The sequence below is a fragment of the Pseudomonas paraveronii genome (assembly GCF_963681955.1).
Taxonomy (GTDB): domain Bacteria; phylum Pseudomonadota; class Gammaproteobacteria; order Pseudomonadales; family Pseudomonadaceae; genus Aquipseudomonas; species Aquipseudomonas paraveronii.
The window spans coordinates 4,945,716-4,971,494 of the sequence record NZ_OY817130.1 but is presented as its reverse complement, the minus strand read 5'-3'; the positions used below and the strand labels follow the sequence as shown (position 1 = coordinate 4,971,494).

The window sequence follows — 25,779 nt, the reverse complement described above, 5'->3', positions numbered from 1 at the left end:
CCTGCAATTATTCCATGAAATTCTCAAACTGCCACTTATCTGATGAAGCGATGGAAAATAGACCTTTATCTTCTTCTACTGGACTCCAATCGGTGTACTCCCCCAGCATTTCACCTAGGTAGGGCCTTGCATTGTCGAGAACGAACCTAAAATCCATTTCTTCTGCCTCAACGATCCCGCAACAAGGATTGGCAATTGCCCATTTCATACCTGAAATCACGCCGGCCACGACTTGCAAGGAGGTAGCGGAACTTTCAGGGTTGAGCTTTTGAGCAACCGAGTTCTCTAGATAAGAACCGAACCAATATGCATTTTTCTCATGCCCCATCAGAAGCACGCCAAGATAATCCCCTCCCGAGGTGATATCTCGTCCCTGCAAAATTCTCTTTTGTGGCTGTGAATGCCATGAGCAGCCACTTAGTTCGTGGATGGAAAGTATAGCGTCACTGCAAGGATGGTAAGCGTAGTTGACCGTAGGCCGATAAGTGACCTGTTCACCTTCAAAGCAGGTTAGATAGTCCGAAAGAGAAACTGCTTCATTGTGTGTGATCAAAAAACCTAAGCAAGGGCCAAAAGCAGGAGTCCACGTTTTCAATCTGACCGAGGCTCCCGGACGATTCAAGTAGATCGCGCTATTGCGGCCTGTCGTATGCCGCTGCCCCTCTGGCGGCAAACGAAGTTCATGAGTCCCCCAGCCTAACTCAGCAGGCTGGCAACCTTCGCCAATAAATCCATCAATCGACCAAGTATTAACAAACTCGCCAGGCCGCTTAGGCAGTTTTGCAACCTGGGTATCATGCTCCGCAATATGAATTGTTTTCACACCCAGATCTGCAGACAGCTTCGCCCACTGCTGGCGAGTTTGCGGGATAGGCTGGCTTATCCCGTAAATATCATCACGAATGTTCAGAAGAGCCTGCTTTGCGAAATGGGACACCAGACCCGGATTCGCGCCGTGCGCTACGATAGCGGTAGGGCCATTTTGGCATTCAGCCTTCAATGCCAGCATCGCTTCCCTGAGGGCGTAGTTGGTGCGATCTGCAGGCTCTGCATCTGCATTTACATAATGGCCGGCCCATGGCTCAATGCATGTATCAATATATCTTGCCCCTTTCTTCTGGCAAAATGAAACCAGATCGACACTTGAGACATCAACAGACAAGTTTATTAAAAAAGAGTCGGAATCGAGTTCGCTCAGCAAATAGTCAAGGTTTTCCTTAGTGACACTCGTCGTCACCCACACCACAGGACAATCGAAATCTGCGCTGAGCTTCTTGACCCCATATGGATCTATTACCTTAAGGCATTTAATCTCTCCCTCGAACTCGCTGAGCAAGTTCGGCATAAGCGCAGACGCAATGGTTCCGTAGCCAATCAACACAACGTTCATAAACTTTCTTCCTTGATAGTGTATACGAGCGGGCAGGAATATATCTCGGCATCCAGGCTAAAAGCTGGTTGCTAAGTGTATTTTTGCGGAGAGCTTAGTGGGGCAAGCGCGGAAAACACTTACCTACAGGTGTACCTGTAATTAAGCGATGTGTAGGGGGGGCGACGCAAGAGAGAGCTAATCATGGCATTTCCTTATGCTTTTTAATTATGACTAAGCTAAGTCTTCTCAACACATGCATCACGTGCTTCGAATTGCGGCAGCGCTGAAATCCTTGTGTCGACAAAATATTTCTAACCAAATTTTTTTCGTGAGTCAACACCGAAATTACGACAGCGGCGATACCGCCTGGTTACCCAAACATATGTAAGAAAAAAATCCCGATGGATCAGGCGGTTATAGCTCGCTGCGACGGAACATTACGCAGAACCTACTTTGCTGATAAGGGTATTTGAGAGGCATGCCCTCTATATCCCACGAGCGCCCAATCTGACCGTTCGGGTAGCTGGCTAGATCAACCGTCAGCCGGAACGACTCGGAAAGCGCTTCTGCTCGAGCTGGCGCCAGTCCACCGTTGAATTGATGTCGCCGCACCACACCTGATTGGGGCCGGGACATTCAACTCCCGATTCAAGAGTTCGGGATATCCAACTGTTCAACCGTCGCTCGTTTACAGGCATGAGAACCTGGCTGTTTTCTGACGAGATCAAGTTCACGCATTAAGTTGCGCACTTTGAATCGACTGTATTGCTTACCATTGTCACGCATCTACGAGAGAATGCTACGGCTGCCGGCAGCGCAGCGACTTTGTGAAAAAACTCGCTCACCCGGCTGCGCAATCGAAGCCGTTCAACATTAGGCGTTCGGCGTTCACTCAAAGCTCGTGATCTTCTGACATCAAGAGCGCGGTAGCTTTTTTAATATCGATTTTCCCGTTCAAGGCGGGCGATCCGGGCCTCAAGGGCCTGAATTTTTTGCTGTTCCGGGGGCAGCGCTTTGCTTGGCGGGGTGACACCTTGGCGTTCTGTCTGAACCTGGTCAACCCAACGGCGCAGGGCCGACTCACCGACGCCAAGTGAACGACTGGCCTCGATGTCGCTGTAAAATGCAAACACTCCACCTGGCTCGCTCTGACTTCGTGTCAATATGCTGGTGTTACCATTCCGACCAGAGGCCTGCAGATAGTTGATGCAACTTAATCCGGAGTCGGCGCTGCGTTGCGGCTATTTCTATTAGATCCCTATCGCAATCCGAAAGCCTGAAAAAATCAGGCTTTGCCAAATCGGAAGTTAAAGTGTCAAGTCATCGCGACAAGTGGGGTTCAGGAATCAATCCCAGCTCAACGCACCGCCAGTCTGATACTCGATCACACGGGTCTCGAAGAAGTTCTTCTCTTTCTTCAAATCCATAATCTCGCTCATCCACGGGAACGGGTTGGTCGTCCCTGGATACTCTTCCTTCAAGCCAATCTGCGACAGACGACGATTAGCGATGAACTTGAGGTAGTCCTCCATCATCGCCGCATTCATGCCGAGTACACCGCGTGGCATGGTGTCGCGTGCGTATTCGATCTCCAGTTGCGTCCCTTGCAGGATCATCTGGGTCGCTTCTTCTTTCATCTCGGCGTCCCACAGGTGTGGGTTTTCGATTTTGATCTGGTTGATCACGTCGATCCCGAAGTTCAGGTGCATCGACTCATCGCGCAGGATGTACTGGAACTGCTCGGCCACGCCGGTCATTTTGTTGCGGCGGCCCATGGACAGGATCTGGGTGAAGCCGCAGTAGAAGAAGATGCCTTCGAGGACGCAGTAGTAGGCGACCAGGTTGCGCAGCAGTTCTTTGTCGGTATCGACGGTGCCGGTTTCGAATTTCGGATCGGAGATGGAGCGCGTGTATTTGAGGCCCCAGGCGGCTTTTTTCGCGACCGATGGGATCTCGTGGTACATGTTGAAGATTTCGCCTTCATCCATCGCCAGCGATTCGATGCAGTACTGGTAGGCGTGGGTGTGGATCGCTTCTTCGAAGGCCTGGCGCAGGATGTACTGGCGGCACTCCGGGTTGGTGATCAGGCGGTACACGGCCAGGACCAGGTTGTTGGCGACCAGCGAGTCGGCGGTGGAGAAGAAGCCGAGGTTGCGCATGACGATGCGGCGTTCGTCGTCGGTCAGGCCATCGGGGTCTTTCCACAGGGCGATGTCGGCGGTCATGTTGACCTCTTGCGGCATCCAGTGGTTGGCGCAGCCGTCGAGGTATTTCTGCCAGGCCCAGTCGTACTTGAAGGGCACGAGTTGGTTGAGGTCGGCGCGGCAGTTGATCATGCGCTTTTCGTCAACGGCGACACGGGCGGAGGCGCCTTCGAGCTCGGCGAGGCCTTCGGCGATGTCGAGTTTGTCGAGAGCGGCCTTGGCGCGGATGATCGCGGCGGAGTCGTTGGCGGTGACGGCGCGGGCTTCGATGGCAGCGGCGGCGCCGGCACCGTCGAGGCGGTCCATGTTGGCTTCGGTGGCGTGGCCGGCGTTGGCGCCTTTGGTGGCTACTTCGCCGTCTTCTTCTTTGTCGAATTCGTCCCAGCTCAGCATGACGTGTCGTCTCCTGCGTGAGGGCTCAAAGGTGCCCGTGTGAAACCGGATGGTTGGGGGTTCACACGGCCCTCGGGCCGCGGTGGATCTTAAGGAATCGTTTGTTGCAACAGCTAGCGCAGGCATTAAACGCAATGGGGTAACGGGTGCTCTGCGTGAGGCTGAGGGGCGGAGCGATAGATGCATGCTCCTGCGGAGGCCTCAGGTCTGGCTCTTCATCCCCATGTAAAGGGATATTGCAGGCCCGATTTACCCGCGCATTATAGGGAAAAAATCGGCTTTGTGTTGCTGCGCATGCGCTTGGACCGCAGACAAAAAGCCTGGTATTTGAGCCAGCGTGAGGGTTTACAGGGGTTTGGTGCAGGAGGATTTTTTTGACGGACGGTGGGCTATTTATAGCGAGGGGCAAACGAGGGGGTTTTGAGAGGAGGGAAGGTGTGGTGGGTGTGAGGCCGGTTCTTGGCCGCAAGAGCAATTTCTTGCGGCAAATAAGATCACCGTCAGTGTGAGCTAACGAAGTTGTTACCCGTTAGAGCAACCGTTACCCATCACGTGATAGTTAAGAATGTGGCGCTGACCTTTGGAATCTTCATATTCCATTTTTGCCGGGACTACTTCACATACATCTGGAATGCTGCTCATGGACACTACTTTGGCGATGTCCAAGTGAGTGCTGTAGGTATAGTCCTCAACAATCGGGGCTTTCTGGCCGGCTACGTCAGTCGGGGCTTCCTCGGCCAGAGCGGCGGTGGCGCACAAGCTGCTGAGGGCCATAACTAATAAAGCTTTCATTTCTCTATTTACCTTCTTTAGGGCGAAAGGGGCCACGGGGCCTTTTGGAGGCCACGTGTGTAACTTAGGGTTGTTTAGTTCGGATTAACGTGCCTTCGTGGGGGCTGTTACGGTGTTAATCAGGTTGCCTTGTTGGCGAAATCGATTTTAGGCCTGCGGGTTATATTCATATACCCGTGCTTTTGATAAACACTATTGGTGGTTTTTGTAACAATCCCTCGCTGAAGGTTTTTTACGTGCCCGCCAGGCGTTGCAGGCTGCGGGCCAGAGGGGTAAAAGGGATATCAGGGCAATTTGTAGGGTCTTGTTACTACCATCGTCGAATGGTTCTATAGGCTCACCCCGGCTACAACTGGGGTCATACAAAAACAACTATATCACCGAGGTAAGAAAGATGAGTGCGGCTTCCCTGTACCCCGTTCGCCCCGAAACAGTAGCCAATACGCTGACTGACGAGGCGACCTACAAGGCCATGTACCAGCAGTCGGTGGTCAATCCCGATGGTTTCTGGCGTGAGCAAGCCAAGCGTCTGGACTGGATCAAACCTTTCACCACGGTAAAGCAGACATCTTTCGACGATCACCATGTCGACATCAAGTGGTTTGCCGATGGCACCCTGAACGTTTCCTACAACTGCCTGGACCGTCACCTCGCCGAGCGCGGCGACCAGGCGGCGATCATCTGGGAGGGCGATGACCCTGCCGAAAGCCGCACCATCACCTATCGCGAGTTGCACGAACAAGTCTGCAAACTCGCCAACGCCCTGCGTGGCCAGGACATACACCGCGGCGACGTGGTGACTATTTATATGCCGATGATCCCCGAAGCTGCGGTCGCCATGCTGGCCTGTGCCCGCATCGGTGCGATCCACTCGGTGGTGTTTGGCGGTTTCTCGCCGGAGGCCTTGGCCGGTCGCATCATCGACTGTAAGTCGAAAGTGGTGATCACCGCCGACGAAGGTGTGCGCGCCGGTAAGAAGATTCCGTTGAAGGCCAACGTCGACGACGCTCTGACCAACCCGGAAACCAACAGCGTCCAGAAAGTCATCGTGTGCAAGCGCACCAGTGGCAGCATCAAGTGGAACCAGCATCGCGACATCTGGTACGAAGACCTGATGAAAGTGGCGGGCACCGTGTGCGCGCCGAAAGAGATGGGCGCCGAAGAAGCGCTGTTCATCCTTTATACCTCCGGCTCCACCGGCAAGCCTAAAGGCGTGCAGCACACCACTGGCGGCTACTTGCTGTACGCGGCCCTGACCCATGAGCGCGTATTCGACTACCGTCCGGGCGAAATCTTCTGGTGTACCGCTGACGTCGGCTGGATCACCGGCCACACCTATATCGTCTACGGGCCACTGGCCAATGGCGCGACCACGCTGATGTTCGAAGGCGTGCCTAACTACCCGGACATCACTCGGGTGGGCAAGATCGTCGACAAGCACAAGGTCAATGTTCTCTACACCGCGCCGACGGCGATCCGCGCGATGATGGCTTCCGGCACCGCCGCCTGCGAAGGGGTTGATGGCAGCAGCTTGCGCCTACTGGGTTCGGTGGGTGAGCCGATCAACCCGGAAGCGTGGGACTGGTACTACAAGAACGTCGGCCAATCCCGTTGCCCGATCGTCGATACCTGGTGGCAGACCGAGACCGGTGCCACCCTGATGAGCCCGCTGCCGGGTGCTCATGCGCTCAAGCCGGGTTCGGCGGCACGGCCGTTCTTCGGCGTGGTGCCAGCGTTGGTGGACAACCTGGGCAACATCATCGAAGGCGCTGCCGAAGGCAACCTGGTGATTCTCGATTCGTGGCCAGGCCAGGCTCGTACCCTGTACGGCGACCATGACCGTTTCGTCGATACCTACTTCAAGACGTTCCGTGGCATGTACTTCACCGGTGACGGCGCCCGTCGCGATGAAGATGGCTACTGGTGGATCACTGGTCGTGTGGATGACGTGTTGAACGTGTCCGGCCACCGTATGGGCACCGCCGAGATCGAAAGTGCCATGGTCGCCCACCCTAAAGTCGCGGAAGCGGCGGTGGTGGGTGTGCCGCACGACATCAAGGGCCAGGGCATCTATGTCTATGTCACCCTGAAAAACGGCGAAGAGCCGACCGAAGCGCTGCGCCTGGAGCTGAAGAACTGGGTGCGTAAGGAAATCGGACCGATTGCCTCGCCGGATGTGATCCAGTGGGCACCGGGCTTGCCGAAGACGCGGTCGGGGAAAATCATGCGGCGGATTCTGCGCAAGATTGCCACGGCTGAGTACGATGGCTTGGGCGATATCTCCACCCTGGCCGACCCGAGTGTGGTGGCGCATTTGATTGAAACGCACAAGACCATGAACGCCGCATAAGGCGGGTTGGTGGGACAGAGCCCCATTCGGCGTGAGCCGGGTGGGGCTTTTTTGTGGTCTCTCAAAACCACTGAAGATCCCACATGGGTCTACACAACCTGCAGTCCAATAAATATCGGTTTATCGCAGAGGACGTTTCTGAATGTTACCGATAGGCGCAAATGTGTAACCCTTCGCCCTAACATGAGGCAAAGTGCTACGGGCTTGCCCCGAAAAGCCGTGTTTTAGACGCCCCGGGATATTAGATTAAACGCCAGACTTGCCGTGCTAGAAGGGTTTGCGAATAATAGGCCCGCTATTTGCAGTATCAACAGGTTTAATATCTTTTGTCTCTGCATAAAAAACAGGGGCTGTCAATGTGCTGGAACTGCTTTCTCAGTGCTTCTGTAAATTGTTGTCGCATTGAGGAAATATCGGCTTCCGGCCTGTCGTTAGAATGCCCATCACTCGCTCGTCGTCGCCGCTGTTGAATCGGCGTAGGACGCAGCACCGCTATTCGGTTTCACTCAGTCGCATCGTGGGCCATGGCTCATACTGCTGTTTTGCCCTATACCGATGGAGTCCCAAGATGAAGAAACTCGTGCTGTTGGGCGCCCTGGCGCTGTCCGTGCTGTCCATGCAGGCTTTCGCTGAAGGCAAGCCTCTGAAAATTGGTATCGAAGCGGCTTACCCTCCGTTTGCCTCGAAGGCGCCGGATGGCAGTATCGTCGGTTTTGACTACGACATCGGCAACGCTCTGTGCGAAGAGATGAAGGTCAAGTGTACCTGGGTCGAGCAAGAGTTCGACGGCCTGATCCCCGCGCTGAAAGTGCGCAAGATCGACGCGATCCTGTCGTCCATGTCCATCACTGACGACCGCAAGAAGTCTGTGGACTTCACCAACCGCTACTACCTGACCCCGGCGCGCCTGGTGTTGAAGGAAGGCACGACCGTCAGCGACAGCCTGGATGAGTTGAAAGGCAAGAAGATCGGCGTGCAGCGCGGTTCGATCCACGACCGTTTTGCCAAGGAAGTACTGGCGCCTAAAGGTGCCACGGTGGTTCCTTACAGCTCGCAGAACGAAATCTACCTGGACGTGGAAGCCGGTCGCCTCGACGGCACCGTGGCTGACGCCACCCTGTTGCAGGAAGGTTTCCTCGATACGCCCGCCGGTAAAGGCTACGCGTTCACCGGCCCAGCCTTTACCGATAGCAAATACTTCGGCGATGGCATCGGTATCGCGGTACGTAAAGGCGACAAGGAAAATCTGGACCGCATCAACGCTGCGATCACTGCGATCCGTGCCAACGGCAAGTACAAGGCAATCCAGGACAAGTACTTCAACTTCGATATTTACGGCCCAGACGCCAAGTAAATCGTCGCAGCGGTCTGTCCAGAATGGCGCAAGCAACAGAATTCCTGAGGTTTGCGCCATTTTTTCATCCCCCTTTTCGAGGACCTGAATCATGTTGAAAGGCTACGGGGCCGTCATCCTCGATGGCGCATGGTTGACGCTTCAGCTCGCCTTGTCGTCCATGGCCTTGGCCATTGTTCTGGGTCTGATCGGGGTCGCGTTACGCCTGTCGCCGGTGCGCTGGTTGGCCTGGCTGGGTGACTTGTACTCCACGGTGATCCGTGGGATTCCCGACCTGGTGCTGATCCTGCTGATTTTCTACGGTGGTCAGGACCTGCTCAACCGCGTCGCGCCGATGCTTGGCTATGACGACTATATCGACTTGAACCCCTTGGCCGCCGGTATCGGCACCCTGGGTTTCATCTTTGGTGCCTACCTCTCGGAAACTTTCCGTGGCGCCTTCATGGCCATCCCCAAGGGCCAGGCTGAAGCCGGCCTGGCGTATGGCATGAGCCCTTTTCAGGTGTTTTTCCGGGTGATGGTGCCGCAGATGATTCGGCTGGCGATCCCCGGTTTCACCAACAACTGGCTGGTACTGACCAAGGCCACCGCGCTGATTTCGGTGGTGGGCCTGCAAGACATGATGTTCAAGGCCAAGCAGGCGGCGGATGCCACCCGCGAGCCTTTTACCTTCTTCCTCGCAGTGGCGGCGATGTACCTGGTGATTACCAGCGTGTCGTTGCTGGCCTTGCGTCATCTTGAGAAGCGCTACTCGGTAGGCGTAAGGGCGGCTGATCTATGATCTTCGACTACAACGTCATCTGGGAGGCCATGCCGCTGTACCTTGGCGGCTTGCTGACCACCCTGAAATTGCTGGCCATGTCGCTGTTTTTCGGCTTGCTCGCCGCCTTGCCGCTGGGCTTGATGCGTGTGTCCAAGCAGCCGGTCGTCAACGGCGCGGCCTGGCTCTACACCTATGTGATCCGCGGCACGCCGATGCTGGTGCAGCTGTTCCTGATCTACTACGGCCTGGCCCAGTTCCAGGCGGTGCGCGAGAGCTTCCTGTGGCCGCTGTTGTCCAGCGCCACGTTCTGCGCGTGCCTGGCCTTTGCGATCAACACCAGCGCCTACACCGCCGAGATCATTGCCGGGAGCCTCAAGGCCACCCCCCATGGCGAGATCGAAGCGGCCAAGGCCATGGGCATGTCGCGCTACAAGCTGTACCGCCGCATCCTGCTGCCGTCGGCCTTGCGCCGTGCGCTGCCGCAGTACAGCAACGAAGTGATCATGATGCTGCAGACCACGAGCCTTGCATCCATCGTCACCCTGATCGACATCACCGGCGCCGCGCGCACGGTGAACGCCCAGTACTATTTGCCGTTCGAAGCCTATATCACCGCCGGCGCGTTCTACCTGTGCCTGACCTTTATCCTGGTGCGCCTGTTCAAGTTGGCCGAGCGCCGCTGGCTGAGCTACCTGGCTCCACGGAAGCACTGATATGGAACGTATCGATCACCTGTTGCCCTGGGGTCACCTGGGTTGCGAGCGCCAACTGAGCGTGTTCCGTTTCGGCAGCGGCGAGCGCAAGGCCTACATCCAGGCCAGCCTGCACGCCGATGAGCTGCCGGGGATGCGTGCCGCGTGGGAGCTGAAAAAGCGCCTGACTGAACTGGAACAGCAAGGCGCGCTCAACGGCGTGATCGAGCTGGTGCCGGTGGCCAACCCGATGGGCCTCGGCCAACTGCTGCAAGGCAGCCACCAGGGGCGTTTCGAGGTTGGCAGCGGCAAGAATTTCAACCGCGATTTCGTCGAGTTGAGCGAGCCGGTGATCGCGCAACTGCACGGCAAGCTCGGCGATGATCCCCACGCCAACGTGCGCGTGATCCGCCAGGCGATGCGCGATACGCTCGACGCGTTGCCCGCGCCGGCCAGCCAGTTGCAAGGCATGCAGCGCGTGCTGCTGAGCCACGCCTGCAGCGCAGACATCGTCCTCGACCTGCACTGTGACGCCGAAGCCGCGCTGCACATGTACGCGCTGCCCCAGCATTGGCCGCAGTGGCGTTCGCTGTCGGCGCATTTGAATGTGAAAGTCGGCCTGCTGGCGGAAGACTCCGGCGGCAGCTCATTCGATGAAGCCTGCTCGCTGCCCTGGCTGCGTGTGTCGCGGGCGTTCCCCGAGGCGCAGATTCCGCTGGCATGCCTGGCGACCACCCTGGAACTGGGCGGCCAAGCCGATACCGGCCGCGATGAAGCGATCTTCCACGCCGAAGGCATCCTCGCGTTCCTCGCCGAACAGGGCCTGATTCACGGTGAGTGGCCGGCGCCACGTTACGAACCCTGCGAAGGGGTGCCCTTCGAAGGCACCGAATTGCTGTTTGCGCCCCATGCCGGTGTGATCAGTTACCTGCGTAAAGCCGGTGACTGGGTGGACGCCGGCGAACCGATTTTTGAAGTGATTGACCCTCTGGAAGACCGCGTGAGCATCATCTGCGCCGGCACTTCGGGGGTGTTGTTTGCCGTTGAACGGCTACGTTATGCCCAAGCGGGTTTCTGGCTGGCCAAGGTGGCGGGGCGCGAAGCGCTGCGTCACGGGCGCTTGCTCAACGACTGACCACCTGTTTTTGTGAGAACCGACCGCATGTACAAACTTGAAGTCCAAGACCTGCATAAACGCTATGGCAGTCATGAAGTGCTCAAAGGCGTGTCCCTGGCCGCCTCGGCCGGTGATGTGATCAGCATCATCGGTTCCAGTGGTTCGGGCAAAAGTACCTTTTTGCGCTGCATCAACCTGCTGGAGCAACCCCACGCCGGCAAGATCCTGCTCAATAACGAAGAGCTCAAACTGGTGGCCAACAAGGACGGCGCCCTGCGGGCCGCCGACCCGAAACAGCTGCAACGCATGCGTTCGCGCCTGTCCATGGTGTTCCAGCATTTCAACCTGTGGTCGCACATGACCGCACTGGAAAACGTGATGGAAGCCCCGGTGCATGTACTCGGCATGTCGAAAAAAGACGCACGGGAAAAGGCCGAGCACTACCTGGCCAAAGTCGGCGTGGGCCATCGTAAGGACGCGTTCCCGGGCCATATGTCCGGTGGCGAGCAACAGCGCGTGGCGATTGCCCGCGCGCTGGCGATGGAACCGGAGGTGATGCTGTTCGACGAACCCACCTCGGCGCTGGACCCGGAGTTGGTCGGCGAAGTGCTCAAGGTCATGCAGGACCTGGCGCAGGAAGGCCGCACCATGGTGGTGGTGACCCACGAAATGGGCTTTGCCCGTGAAGTGTCCAACCAACTGGTGTTCCTGCACAAAGGCATCGTCGAAGAGCGCGGCAACCCGCGCGAAGTACTGGTCAATCCCCAGTCCGAGCGCCTTCAGCAGTTCCTCTCCGGTAGCTTGAAGTAGCCACTCCTTGTGAGCGCTGCTTTTATGTGGGAGGGGGCTTGCCCCCGATAGCTGAGTGTCAGTCAGCACATCTGATTCTGATACAGCGCAATCGGGAGCAAGTCGAATCGTCGCACCGCCCCTCCCACATTGGATGTTCATCGTTTTTGAGATTTGTGTTCATTTACGGGCTAGCATTGGCCCACGGCTTCTTTCACTGTTTTTGCTTCGGATAGCCCTCCATGACTGCCCATCGAATTGGTTTCCTGATTTGGCCCAGCACAAAAGCCCTGACGCTTGCGCTGGCTGAGGAGGCCTTGCGCGTTGCTCAGCGGGTGCATCCGGAGGTGGTCTACGAACTGTCGTTTCTGCAGGCCGAGCCGCAGGCCGAAGGCGCCTGGCAACTGCCGGGCGGGCCATGGGCCGGCAAGCTGGAAGGTTTCCAGAAGCTGTTCCTGGTGGCCGACGAACCGCCCACCGTGATCGCTTCCCCGCTCAGCGCCGCGCTCAAGCAACTGGTGCGCGCCGGTTGCGTGGTCGGCGGTTTGTCGGCCGGTGTCTACCCGCTGGCCCAGCTCGGTTTGCTCGACGGCTACCGCGCCGCCGTCCATTGGCGCTGGCAGGACGATTTTGCCGAGCGTTTCCCCAAGGTCATCGCCACCAGCCATTTGTTCGACTGGGACCGCGATCGCCTGACCGCGTGTGGCGGCATGTCGGTACTCGACCTGTTGCTGGCGGTGCTGGCCCGTGATCACGGCGCCGAGCTGGCCGGTGCGGTGTCCGAAGAACTGGTGGTGGAGCGCATCCGCGAAGGCGGCGAGCGCCAGCGCATCCCCCTGCAAAACCGCCTGGGGTCCAGCCATCCGAAGCTGACCCAGGCCGTTCTGTTGATGGAAGCCAACATCGAAGAGCCGCTGACCACTGACGAAATCGCCCAGCACGTCTGCGTGTCGCGACGACAACTGGAGCGCATCTTCAAGCAGTACCTCAATCGCGTTCCCAGCCAGTATTACCTGGAACTGCGCCTGAACAAGGCCCGCCAGATGCTGATGCAAACCAGCAAATCGATCATCCAGATCGGCCTGTCCTGCGGCTTCTCCTCGGGGCCGCATTTCTCCAGCGCCTACCGCAATTTCTTTGGCGCCACCCCTCGCGAAGACCGCAACCAGCGGCGCAGCAGCAGCCCGTTCGAGCTGTCGTCGGTGCCGTCCGAGCGCGGCTGATTGGCGGCGGGCGCGTTATTCCTCCATCGGCTCGGTCGAGTCGGGCCTGACCAGCGCAGTGCCGGTTGAATCCAGACGCGCCTCATCGACCGCCAGGTCATTGCCGGTTTGCAGGTAGTGCTGGCGCAGGTAGTTGAGGCTTGGCGCCGACCAGGGGTTGCCGCTGAAGTCCGATATGTCATCGAGGGGCGCGGCCATTTCCAGAAAGTCGGCGGGCAGTTCCTCGATCAGGTTGTCGCTCATGTCCAGGGTGCGCAGTTCAGGCAAGGCAAACACGCCGTGAGGTATTTCGCGCAGGTTGGTGTCGGGCAGGTACAGCGATTCCAGGTCGCTCAGGCGACTGACGTCCGGTGGCAGGTCCAGCGGGTTTTCGCTCAAATCCAGATACACCAGGCTCTTCATCTCGGCCAACGCACTGACACTCTGCGGCGTCAAGCGCACGGCAGCCTCGGTCAGGCTCAGGGTGGTCAACTCGGACAGCCTGAACAGTGAGGTCGGCAGCGTGCCCAGGCTGAATTTGGAAAGCGTCAGGCTACGCAGTTTCGGGAAGCACCGCAGGAACCCGTCGACCCCGGTGATGCTGCCTTCACCCTCGATTTCCAGGGACGACACGTGGTCAAACCGCGCGCGCAGTTCCGGCAGGTTGCCCAGGATGTTGGTTTCATACGCCAGCTTATGGGTGGGTTCGAGGCTGTCGTGGTCGTCGTCCAGTTCGCTTTCGCGGCGCCAGGAGTCTTCCAGGAAGGTTTTGAACGCCAGGCGGTTGAGCTGATCCTGCGCGCGCGTTTGTTCGTCCAGCGGCGCATCGAGGATCGGGTGGCGGGTCGGCACGTCCAGCATCCACAGTCGCAGGTCTTCGCACAGTGTTGTGTATTCGTCCTCCAGGCCTTTGAGGGCCGGCTCGGCCGCGTCCAGGTCGCCGGGCAATTCGAAGAAAAAGCGGTTGGCTTCGCCGTCGGTGAACGTGGGGTACAGCGCTTTGATCCGATCTCGCAGGGCGGCCGGCGCGTCGGCCTGGAAATGCCCGCCGATGTGCTGGCTGTAGTGTTTTATCTGCATCAGCGCCGCCCTCGAAAGCGGGTTGCGCGAGAGGTCGAAGGCGCCGGTGACGGTGTTGGGTAAACGGAACGCACTGGCGGGAATCTCGCTGATCAGGTTGTTGCTCAGGTTGACGTGCTGGCGCTCGACGGCGGTCAACAGGCGGTCGGGGATGGTTGTCAGGCTGGTGGCTTGCAGGTTGATGTTGGTCAGCCTGGGCAGTGAAGCGAAGTCCGGCAGCCGCCCCAGTGGGTTGTGGCTCAGGTCCAATTGCTCCAGGTGGTCCAGCATCGCCAGGGACGCGGCGCTCTCGGCTGACAGCGTGACTCGGCAGTGGGGCAGGCGCAGGGTCAACAGTTGCGGCAGGTCGAATACCGCAGCGGGGATATCGCCCAGCCCATACTGTTCGATGGACAGTTGGCTCAGTGTCGGGAACCCGCGGAAAAACAGTGACGACTGCAACGGGAACGGTTCCCCTGCGCCGAGCAGACGCAATGAAGAAACATGACTGAAGACGCTGTTGAGCGCGGGGAATTCTCCCGTGAACGGTAACGGGTTTTCCAGGGTGTACGTGGGAATGACCTGGGGGTGGCGCTCATCCAACGGGCTTTCCCGGCGCCAGCAGGCCTGCAGCGAGTGGCTGAATGCTTGGCGCCGCGCTTGCTCTTCGGGCGCCGCGGCCTGGCGCGTCCAGCTGTCGAGTCCGGCGGACAGTTGTGCGTAGTCCGCTTCCAGGCGGGCCAATTCGATCTGGCCCATTTCCAGGTTGCCCGGCAGGCCGAAGATGAAGCGGTTGACTTCGTTCTCGCTGAAGTCCGGGAACAGCGCTATGACGCGCTGGGTATCGACGTCTGACGCGTCGACTTCCCAATAGCGACCCGTGCGCTGGTAGTAGGCTTTGACCTGCTCCAGGCTCGCTCGCGACAAAGGGTTGCTGGACAGGTCGAGAGGGTTGCCGGTGTCTGCAGGCAGCTCGAACAGCGCCGCAGGCAGCTCGGTGATGCGGTTGTTGGACAGCACCGCCAGCTCCAGCGCCGCGCGGCTGAGCAGGCCGTCCGGCAACGCCGAAATGCCGGTATGGGAGAGGTCCAGGTATTGCAGCTGTGGCATGTTGGCAACACTGGGCGTGAACCCCAGCGGGTTGTTGAACAGGTCCAGGGTGTGCAGCCGGTTCATGGTCGTCAGGGCATTCAGGTCCTCGGGCGTCAGGCGGATGCCGCAGTCGCTGAGAATCAAGGCGTTGAGATGAGGCAGGGTGCTCACGGCCGGCGGCAGATGGCCGAGTTGGGCATAGCTGATGCTCAGGTAACGCAGCCGGGGAAAGTTGCCCAGGAACGCGTCGACATTCAATGCGCGCTGGTCGCCAAGCAGTTCCAGGAAGGAGATGTGTTCGAAGTTGGCGCGCAGTGCCGGCAACTCACCATGGAGCGGGAAGGGCAGCCGGAGTTTCTGACCATTGCGGGCGGGTGGGTCGAAGTGGCGGTCTGCCTCGGTTTCGCGGCGCCAGCAGCGTAGGAGTTCACGCGAGAATAGGTGGCGATTTTGCCGCACATCGACATACTCCTGGCGGCTCATATTCACCTCGCTGTGCGGGTAGCGCCCTGGCGTGGCGGCCTCCCAGGCGGCCAGGTCCTGGCCGAGCTGCAGGTACTCCTGGCGCAGCGCGGTGAGGATCGGCAAGGCCCCGCCCGGACGGCTGCCGAGGTCTTGCAGCAGTTCACCGATCTGTTCGTCGGTGTGCGCCGGAAACAGCTCGCGGGCCAACCCATGCAAATCCGGTTCGGCCGCTGGCGCTGCGGGTGCCGCTGCATAGTTGTCCAGGCCGAGCAGGCGCAGGTGCGTGCGTGTGTCGGTGGGCGGGCGGATCGCGTGGGCGCTGATCAGCGGGCGCGAGGCTTGGCGTTCCAACGCATGGCTGCGCAGCGCTTGGCGCAGGGCGGGACCTTGGCCGATGCGCAGGCCCAGGGCATCGCGCTCGGTGTCGGGCAGCGCCTGCAGGATGGCGCTGTACAGGTCGGTTTCCGCCGACAGCGGGCCCTGGCGGTCTTGCGGCGTGTAACGGCCTTCGGCGGAGCGCACCAGCACGCGTTTGATGCGCGCCTTCGGTTTGCCAACGGCATCGATCAGGTTATCGCTAGCGTCTCTGATTTCAATGCGTAGCTTTTTCCTGGCCCACCCCGGCAGGCGCTCCAGGGAATGCAAGGCCAGTCGATGGGTGCCCAGCGTGTCCGTCGAGTTCAGGTACAGCCCTTCGTAGGCCTGGGTGATCTGTGCTTCGTCGCGCAGGGTTTGAGCCAGCTGGTGCAGGCGCGGCGGGACTTTGCCTTGGTCGACTTCCTGCAGTTCCAGGCTGTTGGCGTGTTCCAGCACGGCATCGGCGGCGCTGAGCGGTAGGCCGGGCGTGTGCTCGCGCAGGACCCGCTGCCGAGGGTTGGTGGGGCTGTCGAGCCTTTGATAGCGCGCATCGAACAGTTCGCGCCGATGTGCCTGGGCCAGGCCCGCCAGCTTTTTCCTGAGTTTGAGCGCCTGATTGTGCAGGGAGGTGAGCGGGTCGCCGAAGGCTTCCCCGAGCAAGGTCTTGCGTTGCGCCTCGTCGAGGCTTTCCAGCAGGGTTTTCAGCAAGTCGCCGTTGCTGAGTTGGGCGTCGTGCAGTTGCACCACGCTGGCATTGGGTTCGCCGGGCAGCTCCCACAGGGTTCGGCCCTGAGCATCCAAAAAGCGCAACGTCTTGGTTTTTGGCCACAGGCCCAGGTTGGCGAGCAGGTGCAGTTGGGTCTGCCCATCGGCCCGTGCGTAGATCGCCGGGTCGTCGCTGTTCATTTGCTCGACGAAGTCTTGCAGGGCCTGGTCGATCTTGAACCGTTGCAGCGTATCGGTCAGCAGCGGCGGCGGTGTGTGGCGGTTGAGGTACAGGCTGCGTAGCGCGCCGTCGTCGGTGGCGCTGATGCGCTGCGCTGTCGTCAACTGATCGTTACTGAGGCCTTGGGTGTGAGGGCCTTGGCGTTTCATCAGGGTGAGGCTGTCCCAGCTCAGCGGGTTGTCCAGTTCGGTCAGCCAGGCGCCCTTGCCGTTGCTCCTCAGGGGCGGGCGGTAGGCGTTGGTGCGCGTGGGATGCTGCAGGTAGGGCTGTTGCGTGACGGGATCGGTCTGGACCACGAACGGTTGGTCCGCGAGCTTGAGGATCTGCGTGCCATTGTGGGCGTGCAGGCCCTCCGCGTTTGGGTAGGCATGCGGCGCCAGTTGCAGGTCGTGGGCGTAGGGCGTCAGGTCGGGCTTCCACAGGCGCGCCTTGCCATCGGGCAGCGTCACCGGCTTGAGCCTTTCGAAAAAACGCAGTGTTTCGGCGGGCAGCAATGCGCGCAGCGCGCCGCTGGCCAGGGGCGCTCCGGCGATGAACAGGCCCAATTGCAAGCCTTGCTCCACGAATGACAATAGGTGCTTGAAGGCTTCGCTCACGTCGCCCACGGCCCAGTCGACGATCCACTCGAAGGCATCATCGAGCATCTGGTAGGCACTGTAGCCGAGCATCAACAGGCCGACCGGGGGCACGAAGGGCGCGGCCACGAACGCGGCAATCTGCAGCAGCGTCGAGGCGATCTTGCGCACGATGTCCCAGCGTTCCCAGCGCGCTTTCTGATCGGCGCTGGCGGTGGACACGGCGAGGCTGCGGGCATCGTTGAATACCTTGCTGAGTTTGCGCTGGAACAGGTGGCTGAACAGGTCGCCGCTGATGGCGGTCGCTTGGAACGCCAGGTGCGGCTGGTCGATCGGTGTTTCGCGCCAGGACGGCAAGGGATCGCCGCGTGTATGCGGGTGCCAGCGGACGTTGGACAGCCTGCGATTGAGGTCGGCGAAGAACGGGCCGCGCTCTGCGTGATTGACGAAGCGGCTGAAGAACTGCTGGTACTCGGCGCTGCGCAGGTTGTTCCCGAGGGCGGTCATGAAGGCGACGAGCGTGGGGTACTGTTTGAGCGGGGCGTAGGGGTCGTCCGGGATGTAGGCGATGACGCCGACCGGGTGGCGGCTGCCGATGTTCTCGGCGAACAGCACGATGCCGGTGAGGGTGCTCGACATGATCGTCAGGTCATAACACAGCAGCGGGTAGCAGGTGCTGCGGCTGTCGTCGGTGTTGAGCAGGCGTTGCAGCAGCGTGAAGGACTGATCGTCGCGCAGGTCCTTTTTCATTCGCGCCATGTGTAGCGCGACGCTCAAGTCCGCCGCCTGGCTGTGCTTGAGCTTGCCTTGCAGGCGCGCGGCGGCCACCGGGTTGTTGAAGTCGAAGTACTGCTCAAGGTAGCGCTGGTATTGGCCGCCGATGTCCAGTTCGCGGCACAGCGCGGTGAACTGCGCGATGCTGATCTGCGCGTCGACGGCCCGCAGGGGCTCGAATTGCCCGCTGCTCGTGGGTGGGGTGATGAAGCCGGAGTGCGCTTCATAGTGTTCGTTGGCTTCGAAGTTGTGCAGGGCCGCCTCGAGCAGTGAGACGGTCCACGTCCTTGCGGCCCCAGTGCGCACGGGAAACCACGGGATGGTCTGCGCAATATAGAGCCGCAGATAGGTGGTCCTGACATCCAACTCGATACCGAACCGTTGCTTGAGCCGCTGTTGCAGCAGCGGCGCGCCGAAGTCTTGCGGCGATTTCAGGTTGGCCATCGCCTGGTCGACCTGGTTTTGTGCGAGCCAGGCGCTATTGACCTGGTTTTTCAGGGTGTCGTGGTCCTGGGCGGAGGCGCTTTTGTACCAGGCCGGGATGGCTGGCTGCACGTTGCTCAGTGCGGCGCGCTTGGCGGCGGAGGTGGTGGGCAGCCAGGCGGGTACGGCTTGCTCGAGGATATCCATGTGCAGGTCGCGGTAGGTCGACAGGTCTGCGAGTTGGATGGGCGGGGTGGGTTGAGTCACAGGGAAACGCCTTTGCATGATGAACAGGCGTATCAGCAAAACAACATCGGGCGGCCGACGGGGGGTAGATAGATAGCAGGCCGTCAACCAAGTTATGGCTATCCTGCTTGACCACCTGCCGCTGTGACCCGCGAGCGTTTAAACTGCGCCATTGCGATGCTATTTGTCGCATTGGCGTAAACCCGCCAAAATCGCGGGTTAGCGCTATAAGAAGTTGTCGCTTGGCGGCAAGGCCGCACTGAAAACTGTCCTTACAATCCCTGCATCGCCCGCCAGTTCCAGGCAGGCGTTCCTCTTCAGGAGACTCCGATGTCCGTTGAGCAAGCCCCGGTGCAACGTGCCGATTTCGACCAGGTCATGGTGCCCAACTACGCACCTGCCGCATTCATCCCCGTGCGCGGCGCAGGTTCGCGCGTGTGGGACCAGGCGGGTCGCGAGCTGATCGACTTTGCCGGCGGCATCGCGGTCAACGTGTTGGGCCATGCCCACCCGGTACTGGTCGGTGCCTTGACCGAACAGGCCAACAAGCTGTGGCACGTTTCCAACGTCTTCACCAATGAGCCGGCCCTGCGCCTGGCCCACAAGCTGATCGACGCCACCTTTGCCGAGCGTGTGTTCTTCTGCAACTCCGGCGCCGAAGCCAACGAGGCCGCGTTCAAGCTGGCCCGTCGCGTGGCGTTCGACCGCTTCGGCAGCGAGAAATACGAGATCATCGCGGCACTGAACAGCTTCCACGGCCGCACCCTGTTCACCGTCAACGTCGGTGGCCAGTCGAAGTACTCCGACGGTTTCGGGCCTAAGATCACCGGCATCACCCACGTGCCGTTCAACGACCTGGCCGCGCTGAAAGCCGCCGTGTCGGACAAGACCTGCGCCGTGGTGCTGGAACCGATCCAGGGCGAGGGCGGCGTACTGCCGGCCGAGTTGGCCTACCTGCAAGGCGCCCGCGAACTGTGCGACGCCCACGACGCGCTGCTGGTGTTCGACGAAGTGCAGACCGGCATGGGCCGCAGCGGCCACCTGTTCGCCTACCAGCACTACGGTGTGGTGCCGGACATCCTCACCAGCGCCAAGAGCCTGGGCGGCGGTTTCCCGATTGCCGCCATGCTCACCACGGAGGCGCTGGCCAAGCACCTGGTGGTCGGCACCCACGGCACCACCTACGGCGGCAACCCGCTGGCGTGCGCGGTGGCGGGGGCGGTGTTCGACGTGATCAACACGCCTGAAGTGCTGGCCGGCGTCAACGCCAAGCACGACCTGTTCAAGGCCCGCCTGGAACAGATCGGCAAACAATACGGGATCTTCAGCGAAGTGCGTGGCCTGGGCCTGCTGCTCGGTTGCGTGTTGAGCGACGCCTGGAAAGGCAAGGCCAAGGACGTGTTCAACGCGGCCGAGAAAGAAAACCTGATGATCCTGCAAGCCGGCCCCGACGTGGTGCGTTTCGCGCCGAGCCTGGTGGTGGAGGATGCGGACATCAATGAAGGTCTGGACCGTTTTGAGCGTGCTGTTAAAACACTGACCCAAGCCTGATACACATTTATCTGCCGGACTGGGTCAAATGTGGGAGGGGGCTTGCCCCCGATAGCAGTCTGTCAGTTGATGCATCTGGTGACTGATACACCGCTATCGGGGGCAAGTCGAATCGTCGCACCGCCCCTCCCACATTGGATATGTGTTGTTCCTGACCCGTCCGGTACTTTTTCCTATGAGTTTTTCGAGTTAAGGAGTGACACCATGCTGGTGATGCGCCCCGCGCAAATGGCTGATCTGGGCGAGGTACAGCGTCTGGCTGCGGACAGCCCGATTGGTGTCACCTCCTTGCCGGATGATGTGGAACGCCTGAGCGACAAGATCGCCGCGAGCGAAGCGTCCTTCGCCGCCGAGGTCAGTTTCAACGGTGAAGAAAGCTATTTCTTCGTGCTCGAAGACACCGAGACCGGCAAGCTCGCAGGCTGCTCGGCCATCGTCGCCTCGGCCGGCTACTCGGAACCGTTCTACAGCTTCCGTAACGAGACCTTCGTCCACGCCTCCCGCGAGTTGAAGATCCACAACAAGATCCACGTGCTTTCCCAGTGCCACGACCTCACCGGCAACAGCCTGCTCACCAGCTTCTACGTGGTGCCGGAGCTGGTTGGTTCGCCGTGGTCGGAACTCAACTCCCGTGGCCGCCTGTTGTTCGTCGCCAGCCACCCCGAGCGCTTTGCCGACTCGGTGGTGACCGAGATTGTCGGCTACAGCGACGAGCACGGTGATTCGCCGTTCTGGGACGCCATCGGGCGCAACTTTTTCGACCTCAACTACGCCGCCGCCGAGCGCCTGTGCGGGCTGAAAAGCCGCACGTTCCTCGCCGAGCTGATGCCGCACTACCCGATCTATGTGCCACTGCTGCCGGATGAAGCCCAGGAAGCGATGGGCCAGGTGCATCCGCGTGCGCAGATCACCTTCGACATCCTCATGCGCGAAGGCTTCGAGACCGATCACTACATCGACATCTTCGACGGCGGCCCGACGCTGCACGCGCGTATTTCGGGCATTCGTTCGATCGCCCAAAGCCGCGTGGTGCCAGTGAAGATCGGCGAGCGGGTCAAGGGTGTCGGTCGCCAGTACCTGGTGAGTAACGCGCAGTTGCAGGATTACCGCGCGGTGATGCTGGAACTGGACTACGCGCCCGGTAAACCGGTGATCCTGGACCTGGAAGCGGCCGAAGCCCTGGGCGTCGGTGAAGGCGCCAGCGTGCGTTTGGTTGCGGTTTAAAGCAGAGTTTTGCGGGTGGCCTGAACGGGCGGCCCGTCTGAGGAGATAGCATGATCGTTCGTCCCGTACGCAGCAGCGATTTACCGGCCCTGATTGATCTGGCGCGCAGCACCGGCACCGGCCTGACCACCTTGCCAGCCAACGAAGAACGCCTGGCCCACCGGGTTGGCTGGGCGGAAAAAACCTTCCGCGGCGAAGCCGGGCGCGGGGATGCCGACTACCTGTTCGTGCTGGAAAACGACGAAGGCCAAGTGGTGGGCATTTCCGCCATCGCTGGTGCCGTCGGTCTGCGCGAGCCCTGGTACAACTTCCGGGTCGGCCTGACTGTCAGCGCCTCCCAGGAGCTGAATATCTACCGCGAGATCCCGACGCTGTTCCTGGCCAACGACCTCACCGGCAACTCCGAACTGTGCTCGTTGTTCCTGCACGCCGATTACCGCAACGGCCTCAACGGCCGCATGCTGGCCAAGGCGCGCTTGCTGTTTATCGCGGAGTTTCCGCAGTTGTTCGGCAACAAGATCATCGCCGAGATGCGCGGTGTGTCCAACGAAGCCGGGCGTTCGCCGTTCTGGGAAAGCCTGGGCCGACACTTCTTCAAGATGGAATTCAGCCAGGCCGACTACCTCACCGGCGTGGGCAACAAAGCCTTTATCGCCGAGCTGATGCCGAAATTTCCGCTGTACAGCTGCTTCCTGTCCGAGGATGCGCGCAACGTGATCGGCAAGGTCCATCCGGACACCGAGCCGGCGTTGAGCATGCTCAAGAGCGAAGGGTTCAGCTACCAGGGCTATGTCGACATTTTCGACGCCGGCCCGGCGGTGGAATGTGAGACCAGCAAGATTCGTGCGGTGCGCGACAGCCAGTCGCTGGTACTCGCCATCGGCACGCCGGGGGACGACGCCACGCCGTTCCTGATCCATAACCGCAAGCGCGAAGAGTGCCGCATCACCGCCGCACCGGCCCGCCTGGCGGCAGGCACGCTGGTGGTCGATCCGTTGACCGCCAAACGCCTGCAACTGGTGGTGGGCGATCAAGTGCGTGCCGTACCGTTGTCTGCTGCTCGGGAGTCGAAATAATGAATTCGCTGTATATCGCAGGTAGCTGGCTGGCTGGCCAGGGTGAACTGTTCGAGTCGCGCAACCCGGTGACCCAGCACGTGCTGTGGGCCGGTAATGGCGCCAGCGCCGAGCAGGTCGAATCCGCCGTGCAGGCCGCGCGCCAGGCGTTTCCGGCGTGGGCCCGGCGTTCGCTGGAAGAGCGCATCGCCGTGCTCGAAGCCTTCGCCACTGCCTTGAAAAAACGCGCCGATGAAATCGCCCGCTGCATCGGTGAAGAAACCGGCAAGCCACTGTGGGAATCGGCCACCGAAGTCACCAGCATGGCCAACAAGATCGCGATCTCGGTGCAAAGCTACCGCGAGCGTACCGGCGAGAAGAGCGGCCCGCTGGGCGACGCCACCGCTGTGTTGCGTCACAAGCCCCACGGCGTGGTGGCGGTGTTTGGCCCTTACAACTTTCCCGGCCACCTGCCTAACGGCCATATCGTCCCGGCGTTGTTGGCGGGCAATACCGTGTTGTTCAAGCCGAGCGAGCTGACCCCGAAAGTCGCCGAGTTGACCGTGCAATGCTGGATCGAAGCGGGCCTGCCCGCAGGCGTGTTGAACCTGCTGCAAGGTGCGCGGGAAACCGGGATCGCCCTGGCGGCCAACCCGGGTATCGACGGGTTGTTCTTCACCGGCTCCAGCCGCACTGGCAACCACCTGCACCAGCAGTTCTCCGGGCGTCCGGACAAGATCCTCGCCCTGGAAATGGGCGGCAACAACCCGCTGGTGGTGGATGAAGTGGCCGACGTGGATGCGGCGGTGTACACCATCATCCAATCGGCGTTTATCTCGGCCGGCCAGCGCTGCACCTGTGCCCGTCGCTTGCTGGTGCCCGAAGGCGCCTGGGGCGATGCGTTGCTGGCGCGGCTGGTGGCGGTCAGCGCGACGATTGCCGTCGGTGCGTTCGACCAACAACCGGCGCCGTTCATGGGCTCGGTGATTTCCCTGGCGGCGGCGAAAGCCTTGATGGATGCCCAGGAATTGCTGTTGGCCAACGGCGCCGTGGCGCTGCTGGAAATGACCCAACCGCAGGATCAGGCTGCGTTGCTGACGCCGGGCATCATTGACGTCACCGAGGTGAGCGAACGTGCCGACGAAGAGCTGTTCGGCCCGCTGTTGCAGGTGATCCGCTACGCTGATTTCGCAGCGGCGATTGCCGAAGCCAACAACACCCAGTACGGCCTGGCCGCCGGTTTGTTGTCGGACTCCGAAGCGCGTTACCAGCAGTTCTGGCTGGAAAGCCGCGCCGGGATCGTCAACTGGAACAAGCAATTGACCGGCGCCGCCAGTACCGCGCCGTTCGGCGGTGTCGGGGCATCGGGCAACCATCGCGCCAGCGCCTATTACGCGGCGGATTATTGTGCGTACCCGGTGGCGTCGCTGGAGACCCCGAGCCTGGTGCTGCCAGCCACATTGACCCCAGGTGTAACGCTGGCCTAAATGTGGGAGGGGGCTTGCCCCCGATAGCAGTCTGCCAGTTGATGAATCAGGTGACTGATCCACCGCTATCGGGGGCAAGCCCCCTCCCACATTTGACCCGTGGTGTTGAAGATTGCCTATAAAAACAGATGTTCGTGGAGCCTCGCCGATGAAATCCTATGAAGTCAATTTTGACGGTCTAGTGGGGCCGACCCATAACTACGGCGGTTTGTCCTACGGCAACGTCGCGTCCCAGAGCAACAGCCAGCAGGCGTCCAACCCGAAGGAAGCGGCGTTGCAGGGCTTGCAAAAAATGAAAGCGCTGATGGACATGGGCTTTGTGCAAGGCGTGCTCGCACCGCAGGAACGTCCGGACGTAGCCACCTTGCGCAACCTCGGCTTCAGCGGCAGCGATGCCCAGGTCATCCAGCAAGCGGCCAAGCAGGCCATGCCGCTGCTGGTCGCCAGTTGCTCCGCGTCGAGCATGTGGGTGGCCAACGCCGCCACCGTCAGCCCGAGCGCCGACACGGCAGATGGCCGCGTGCATTTCACCGCCGCCAACCTCAACTGCAAATACCACCGCAGCATCGAACACCCGACCACCAGCCGCGTGCTGGGGGCGATGTTTGCCGATGCGAAACACTTCGCCCACCACGCCGCGTTGCCGGCGGTGGCGCAGTTCGGCGACGAAGGCGCGGCCAACCACACACGTTTCTGCCGTGACTATGGCGAGGCGGGCGTCGAGTTTTTCGTGTTCGGCCGCAGCGCGTTCGACACCCGTTACCCGGCGCCGCAGAAGTACCCGGCGCGCCAGACCCTCGAAGCGTCCCAAGCCGTCGCCCGCCTGCACGGCCTGAATGATGACGGCGTGGTCTTCGCCCAGCAGAACCCGGCGGTGATCGATGCCGGCGTGTTCCATAACGACGTGATCGCGGTGGGCAATGGCGAAGTGCTGTTCTATCACGAGGACGCGTTCCTCAACACCGAGCAGATGCTTGGCGAGCTGCAGGCCAAGTTGGGCAAGCTGGGCGGTAACTTCCAGTCGGTGTGTGTGCCGCGTGCCCAGGTCAGCGTCGAAGACGCCGTGCGTTCCTACCTGTTCAACAGCCAATTGCTGACCCGCGCCGACGGCTCGATGCTGCTGATCGTGCCGGAAGAGTGCCGCGCCAATACGCGCGTCTGGCAGTATCTGCAGGGCCTCACCGCTGCTGGTGGTTTGATCCGCGAGGTCAAGGTCTTCGACCTCAAGCAAAGCATGCAGAACGGCGGCGGCCCGGCGTGCCTGCGTTTGCGCGTGGCGTTGAACGAAACCGAGCTGGCGGCGGTGAACCCTGGGGTTATCATGACCGCGCCGTTGTATGAGACGCTGACCCAGTGGGTCGACAAGCACTACCGCGACAGCCTGCGCGAAAGCGATCTGGCTGACCCGCAATTGCTGGTTGAGTGCCGGACGGCATTGGATGAACTGACGCAAATCCTTAAACTGGGCGCGGTATATCCTTTCCAGATCAATTAACG

Annotated in this window: 16 protein-coding genes and 1 pseudogene; 12 read left to right on the top strand and 5 right to left on the bottom strand. The window is 60.4% G+C overall.

Going from position 1 to position 25,779, the window contains the following annotated elements; all coding sequences use genetic code 11:
* Window positions 1-7: 7 nt before the first annotated feature.
* From U5A08_RS22890 to U5A08_RS22875, 4 genes and pseudogenes are all read right to left on the bottom strand, one after another.
* Complete coding sequence (locus U5A08_RS22890; protein ID WP_321848733.1) at window positions 8-1,390, bottom strand: saccharopine dehydrogenase C-terminal domain-containing protein; 1,383 nt, start codon at window positions 1,388-1,390, stop codon at window positions 8-10.
* Between the two features lie 557 nt (window positions 1,391-1,947).
* Window positions 1,948-2,493 (bottom strand): annotated as a pseudogene (locus U5A08_RS22885) (transposase); the annotation flags it as partial.
* A 225-nt stretch (window positions 2,494-2,718) separates the two neighbouring features.
* Window positions 2,719-3,969 carry a ribonucleotide-diphosphate reductase subunit beta gene (locus U5A08_RS22880; protein ID WP_253398284.1) on the bottom strand — a complete coding sequence of 417 codons (1,251 nt, stop codon included), beginning with the start codon at window positions 3,967-3,969 and terminating at the stop codon, window positions 2,719-2,721.
* Window positions 3,970-4,491: 522 nt separating this feature from the next.
* Window positions 4,492-4,761: a DUF2790 domain-containing protein gene (locus U5A08_RS22875; RefSeq protein ID WP_247402121.1), complete on the bottom strand. Its 270-nt coding sequence runs from the start codon at window positions 4,759-4,761 to the stop codon at window positions 4,492-4,494.
* Window positions 4,762-5,155: 394 nt separating this feature from the next.
* Between U5A08_RS22875 and acs the strand changes: the two genes are divergently transcribed.
* The 7 genes from acs to argR all read left to right on the top strand — a co-directional run bounded on the left by acs (window position 5,156) and on the right by argR (window position 13,049).
* Window positions 5,156-7,111 carry an acetate--CoA ligase gene (gene acs / locus U5A08_RS22870; protein WP_253398282.1) on the top strand — a complete coding sequence of 652 codons (1,956 nt, stop codon included), beginning with the start codon at window positions 5,156-5,158 and terminating at the stop codon, window positions 7,109-7,111.
* A gap of 568 nt (window positions 7,112-7,679) precedes the next feature.
* Window positions 7,680-8,465: an ABC transporter substrate-binding protein gene (locus tag U5A08_RS22865; RefSeq protein ID WP_247402124.1), complete on the top strand. Its 786-nt coding sequence runs from the start codon at window positions 7,680-7,682 to the stop codon at window positions 8,463-8,465.
* A 91-nt stretch (window positions 8,466-8,556) separates the two neighbouring features.
* On the top strand, window positions 8,557-9,246 hold the full coding sequence (locus tag U5A08_RS22860) for an ABC transporter permease (RefSeq protein WP_010566615.1): 690 nt from the start codon (window positions 8,557-8,559) through the stop codon (window positions 9,244-9,246).
* Complete coding sequence (locus tag U5A08_RS22855) at window positions 9,243-9,941, top strand: ABC transporter permease (RefSeq protein WP_321848729.1); 699 nt, start codon at window positions 9,243-9,245, stop codon at window positions 9,939-9,941. Before U5A08_RS22860 ends, U5A08_RS22855 begins: the two co-directional genes overlap by 4 nt.
* Window position 9,942: 1 nt before the next feature.
* Window positions 9,943-11,055: a succinylglutamate desuccinylase/aspartoacylase family protein gene (locus U5A08_RS22850; protein ID WP_321848728.1), complete on the top strand. Its 1,113-nt coding sequence runs from the start codon at window positions 9,943-9,945 to the stop codon at window positions 11,053-11,055.
* Between the two features lie 27 nt (window positions 11,056-11,082).
* Window positions 11,083-11,847, top strand: coding sequence for an ABC transporter ATP-binding protein (locus tag U5A08_RS22845; RefSeq protein ID WP_247402131.1), 765 nt, complete (start codon window positions 11,083-11,085; stop codon window positions 11,845-11,847).
* 221 nt (window positions 11,848-12,068) lie between these two features.
* Window positions 12,069-13,049 (top strand): transcriptional regulator ArgR, encoded by a 981-nt coding sequence (gene argR / locus U5A08_RS22840; protein WP_321848726.1) that lies wholly within the window; start codon window positions 12,069-12,071, stop codon window positions 13,047-13,049.
* A 15-nt stretch (window positions 13,050-13,064) separates the two neighbouring features.
* On the opposite strand, the gene U5A08_RS22835 is transcribed toward argR, so the two are convergent.
* Window positions 13,065-18,986 (bottom strand): dermonecrotic toxin domain-containing protein, encoded by a 5,922-nt coding sequence (locus U5A08_RS22835; RefSeq protein WP_321848724.1) that lies wholly within the window; start codon window positions 18,984-18,986, stop codon window positions 13,065-13,067.
* 309 nt (window positions 18,987-19,295) lie between these two features.
* On the opposite strand from U5A08_RS22835, the gene U5A08_RS22830 reads away from it, so the two are divergent.
* The 5 genes from U5A08_RS22830 to astB all read left to right on the top strand — a co-directional run bounded on the left by U5A08_RS22830 (window position 19,296) and on the right by astB (window position 25,777).
* Complete coding sequence (locus tag U5A08_RS22830) at window positions 19,296-20,516, top strand: aspartate aminotransferase family protein (RefSeq protein WP_253398274.1); 1,221 nt, start codon at window positions 19,296-19,298, stop codon at window positions 20,514-20,516.
* A gap of 204 nt (window positions 20,517-20,720) precedes the next feature.
* Window positions 20,721-21,740 carry an arginine/ornithine succinyltransferase subunit alpha gene (aruF, locus tag U5A08_RS22825; RefSeq protein WP_253398272.1) on the top strand — a complete coding sequence of 340 codons (1,020 nt, stop codon included), beginning with the start codon at window positions 20,721-20,723 and terminating at the stop codon, window positions 21,738-21,740.
* Window positions 21,741-21,790: 50 nt separating this feature from the next.
* Window positions 21,791-22,816, top strand: a complete 1,026-nt coding sequence (astA, locus tag U5A08_RS22820) for an arginine N-succinyltransferase (protein ID WP_247407690.1) — start codon at window positions 21,791-21,793, stop codon at window positions 22,814-22,816.
* Entirely contained in the window at window positions 22,813-24,282 is a 1,470-nt protein-coding gene (gene astD, locus U5A08_RS22815; RefSeq protein WP_321852269.1) for a succinylglutamate-semialdehyde dehydrogenase, read from the top strand. Before astA ends, astD begins: the two co-directional genes overlap by 4 nt.
* 148 nt (window positions 24,283-24,430) lie before the next feature.
* Window positions 24,431-25,777 carry an N-succinylarginine dihydrolase gene (astB, locus tag U5A08_RS22810; protein WP_247395953.1) on the top strand — a complete coding sequence of 449 codons (1,347 nt, stop codon included), beginning with the start codon at window positions 24,431-24,433 and terminating at the stop codon, window positions 25,775-25,777.
* Window positions 25,778-25,779 lie beyond the last annotated feature (2 nt).

Excerpts from the sequence above, each read along its gene's own strand:
- U5A08_RS22845 (WP_247402131.1), top strand. The coding sequence starts at position 11,083 with ATGTACAAACTTGAAGTCCAAGACCTGCATAAACGCTATGGCAGTCAT.
- argR (WP_321848726.1), top strand. The coding sequence starts at position 12,069 with ATGACTGCCCATCGAATTGGTTTCCTGATTTGGCCCAGCACAAAAGCC.
- U5A08_RS22850 (WP_321848728.1), top strand. The coding sequence starts at position 9,943 with ATGGAACGTATCGATCACCTGTTGCCCTGGGGTCACCTGGGTTGCGAG.
- U5A08_RS22875 (WP_247402121.1), bottom strand. The coding sequence starts at position 4,761 with ATGAAAGCTTTATTAGTTATGGCCCTCAGCAGCTTGTGCGCCACCGCC.
- acs (WP_253398282.1), top strand. The coding sequence starts at position 5,156 with ATGAGTGCGGCTTCCCTGTACCCCGTTCGCCCCGAAACAGTAGCCAAT.
- U5A08_RS22880 (WP_253398284.1), bottom strand. The coding sequence starts at position 3,969 with ATGCTGAGCTGGGACGAATTCGACAAAGAAGAAGACGGCGAAGTAGCC.
- astA (WP_247407690.1), top strand. The coding sequence starts at position 21,791 with ATGATCGTTCGTCCCGTACGCAGCAGCGATTTACCGGCCCTGATTGAT.
- aruF (WP_253398272.1), top strand. The coding sequence starts at position 20,721 with ATGCTGGTGATGCGCCCCGCGCAAATGGCTGATCTGGGCGAGGTACAG.
- U5A08_RS22865 (WP_247402124.1), top strand. The coding sequence starts at position 7,680 with ATGAAGAAACTCGTGCTGTTGGGCGCCCTGGCGCTGTCCGTGCTGTCC.
- astB (WP_247395953.1), top strand. The coding sequence starts at position 24,431 with ATGAAATCCTATGAAGTCAATTTTGACGGTCTAGTGGGGCCGACCCAT.
- U5A08_RS22890 (WP_321848733.1), bottom strand. The coding sequence starts at position 1,390 with ATGAACGTTGTGTTGATTGGCTACGGAACCATTGCGTCTGCGCTTATG.
- U5A08_RS22855 (WP_321848729.1), top strand. The coding sequence starts at position 9,243 with ATGATCTTCGACTACAACGTCATCTGGGAGGCCATGCCGCTGTACCTT.
- U5A08_RS22860 (WP_010566615.1), top strand. The coding sequence starts at position 8,557 with ATGTTGAAAGGCTACGGGGCCGTCATCCTCGATGGCGCATGGTTGACG.
- U5A08_RS22830 (WP_253398274.1), top strand. The coding sequence starts at position 19,296 with ATGTCCGTTGAGCAAGCCCCGGTGCAACGTGCCGATTTCGACCAGGTC.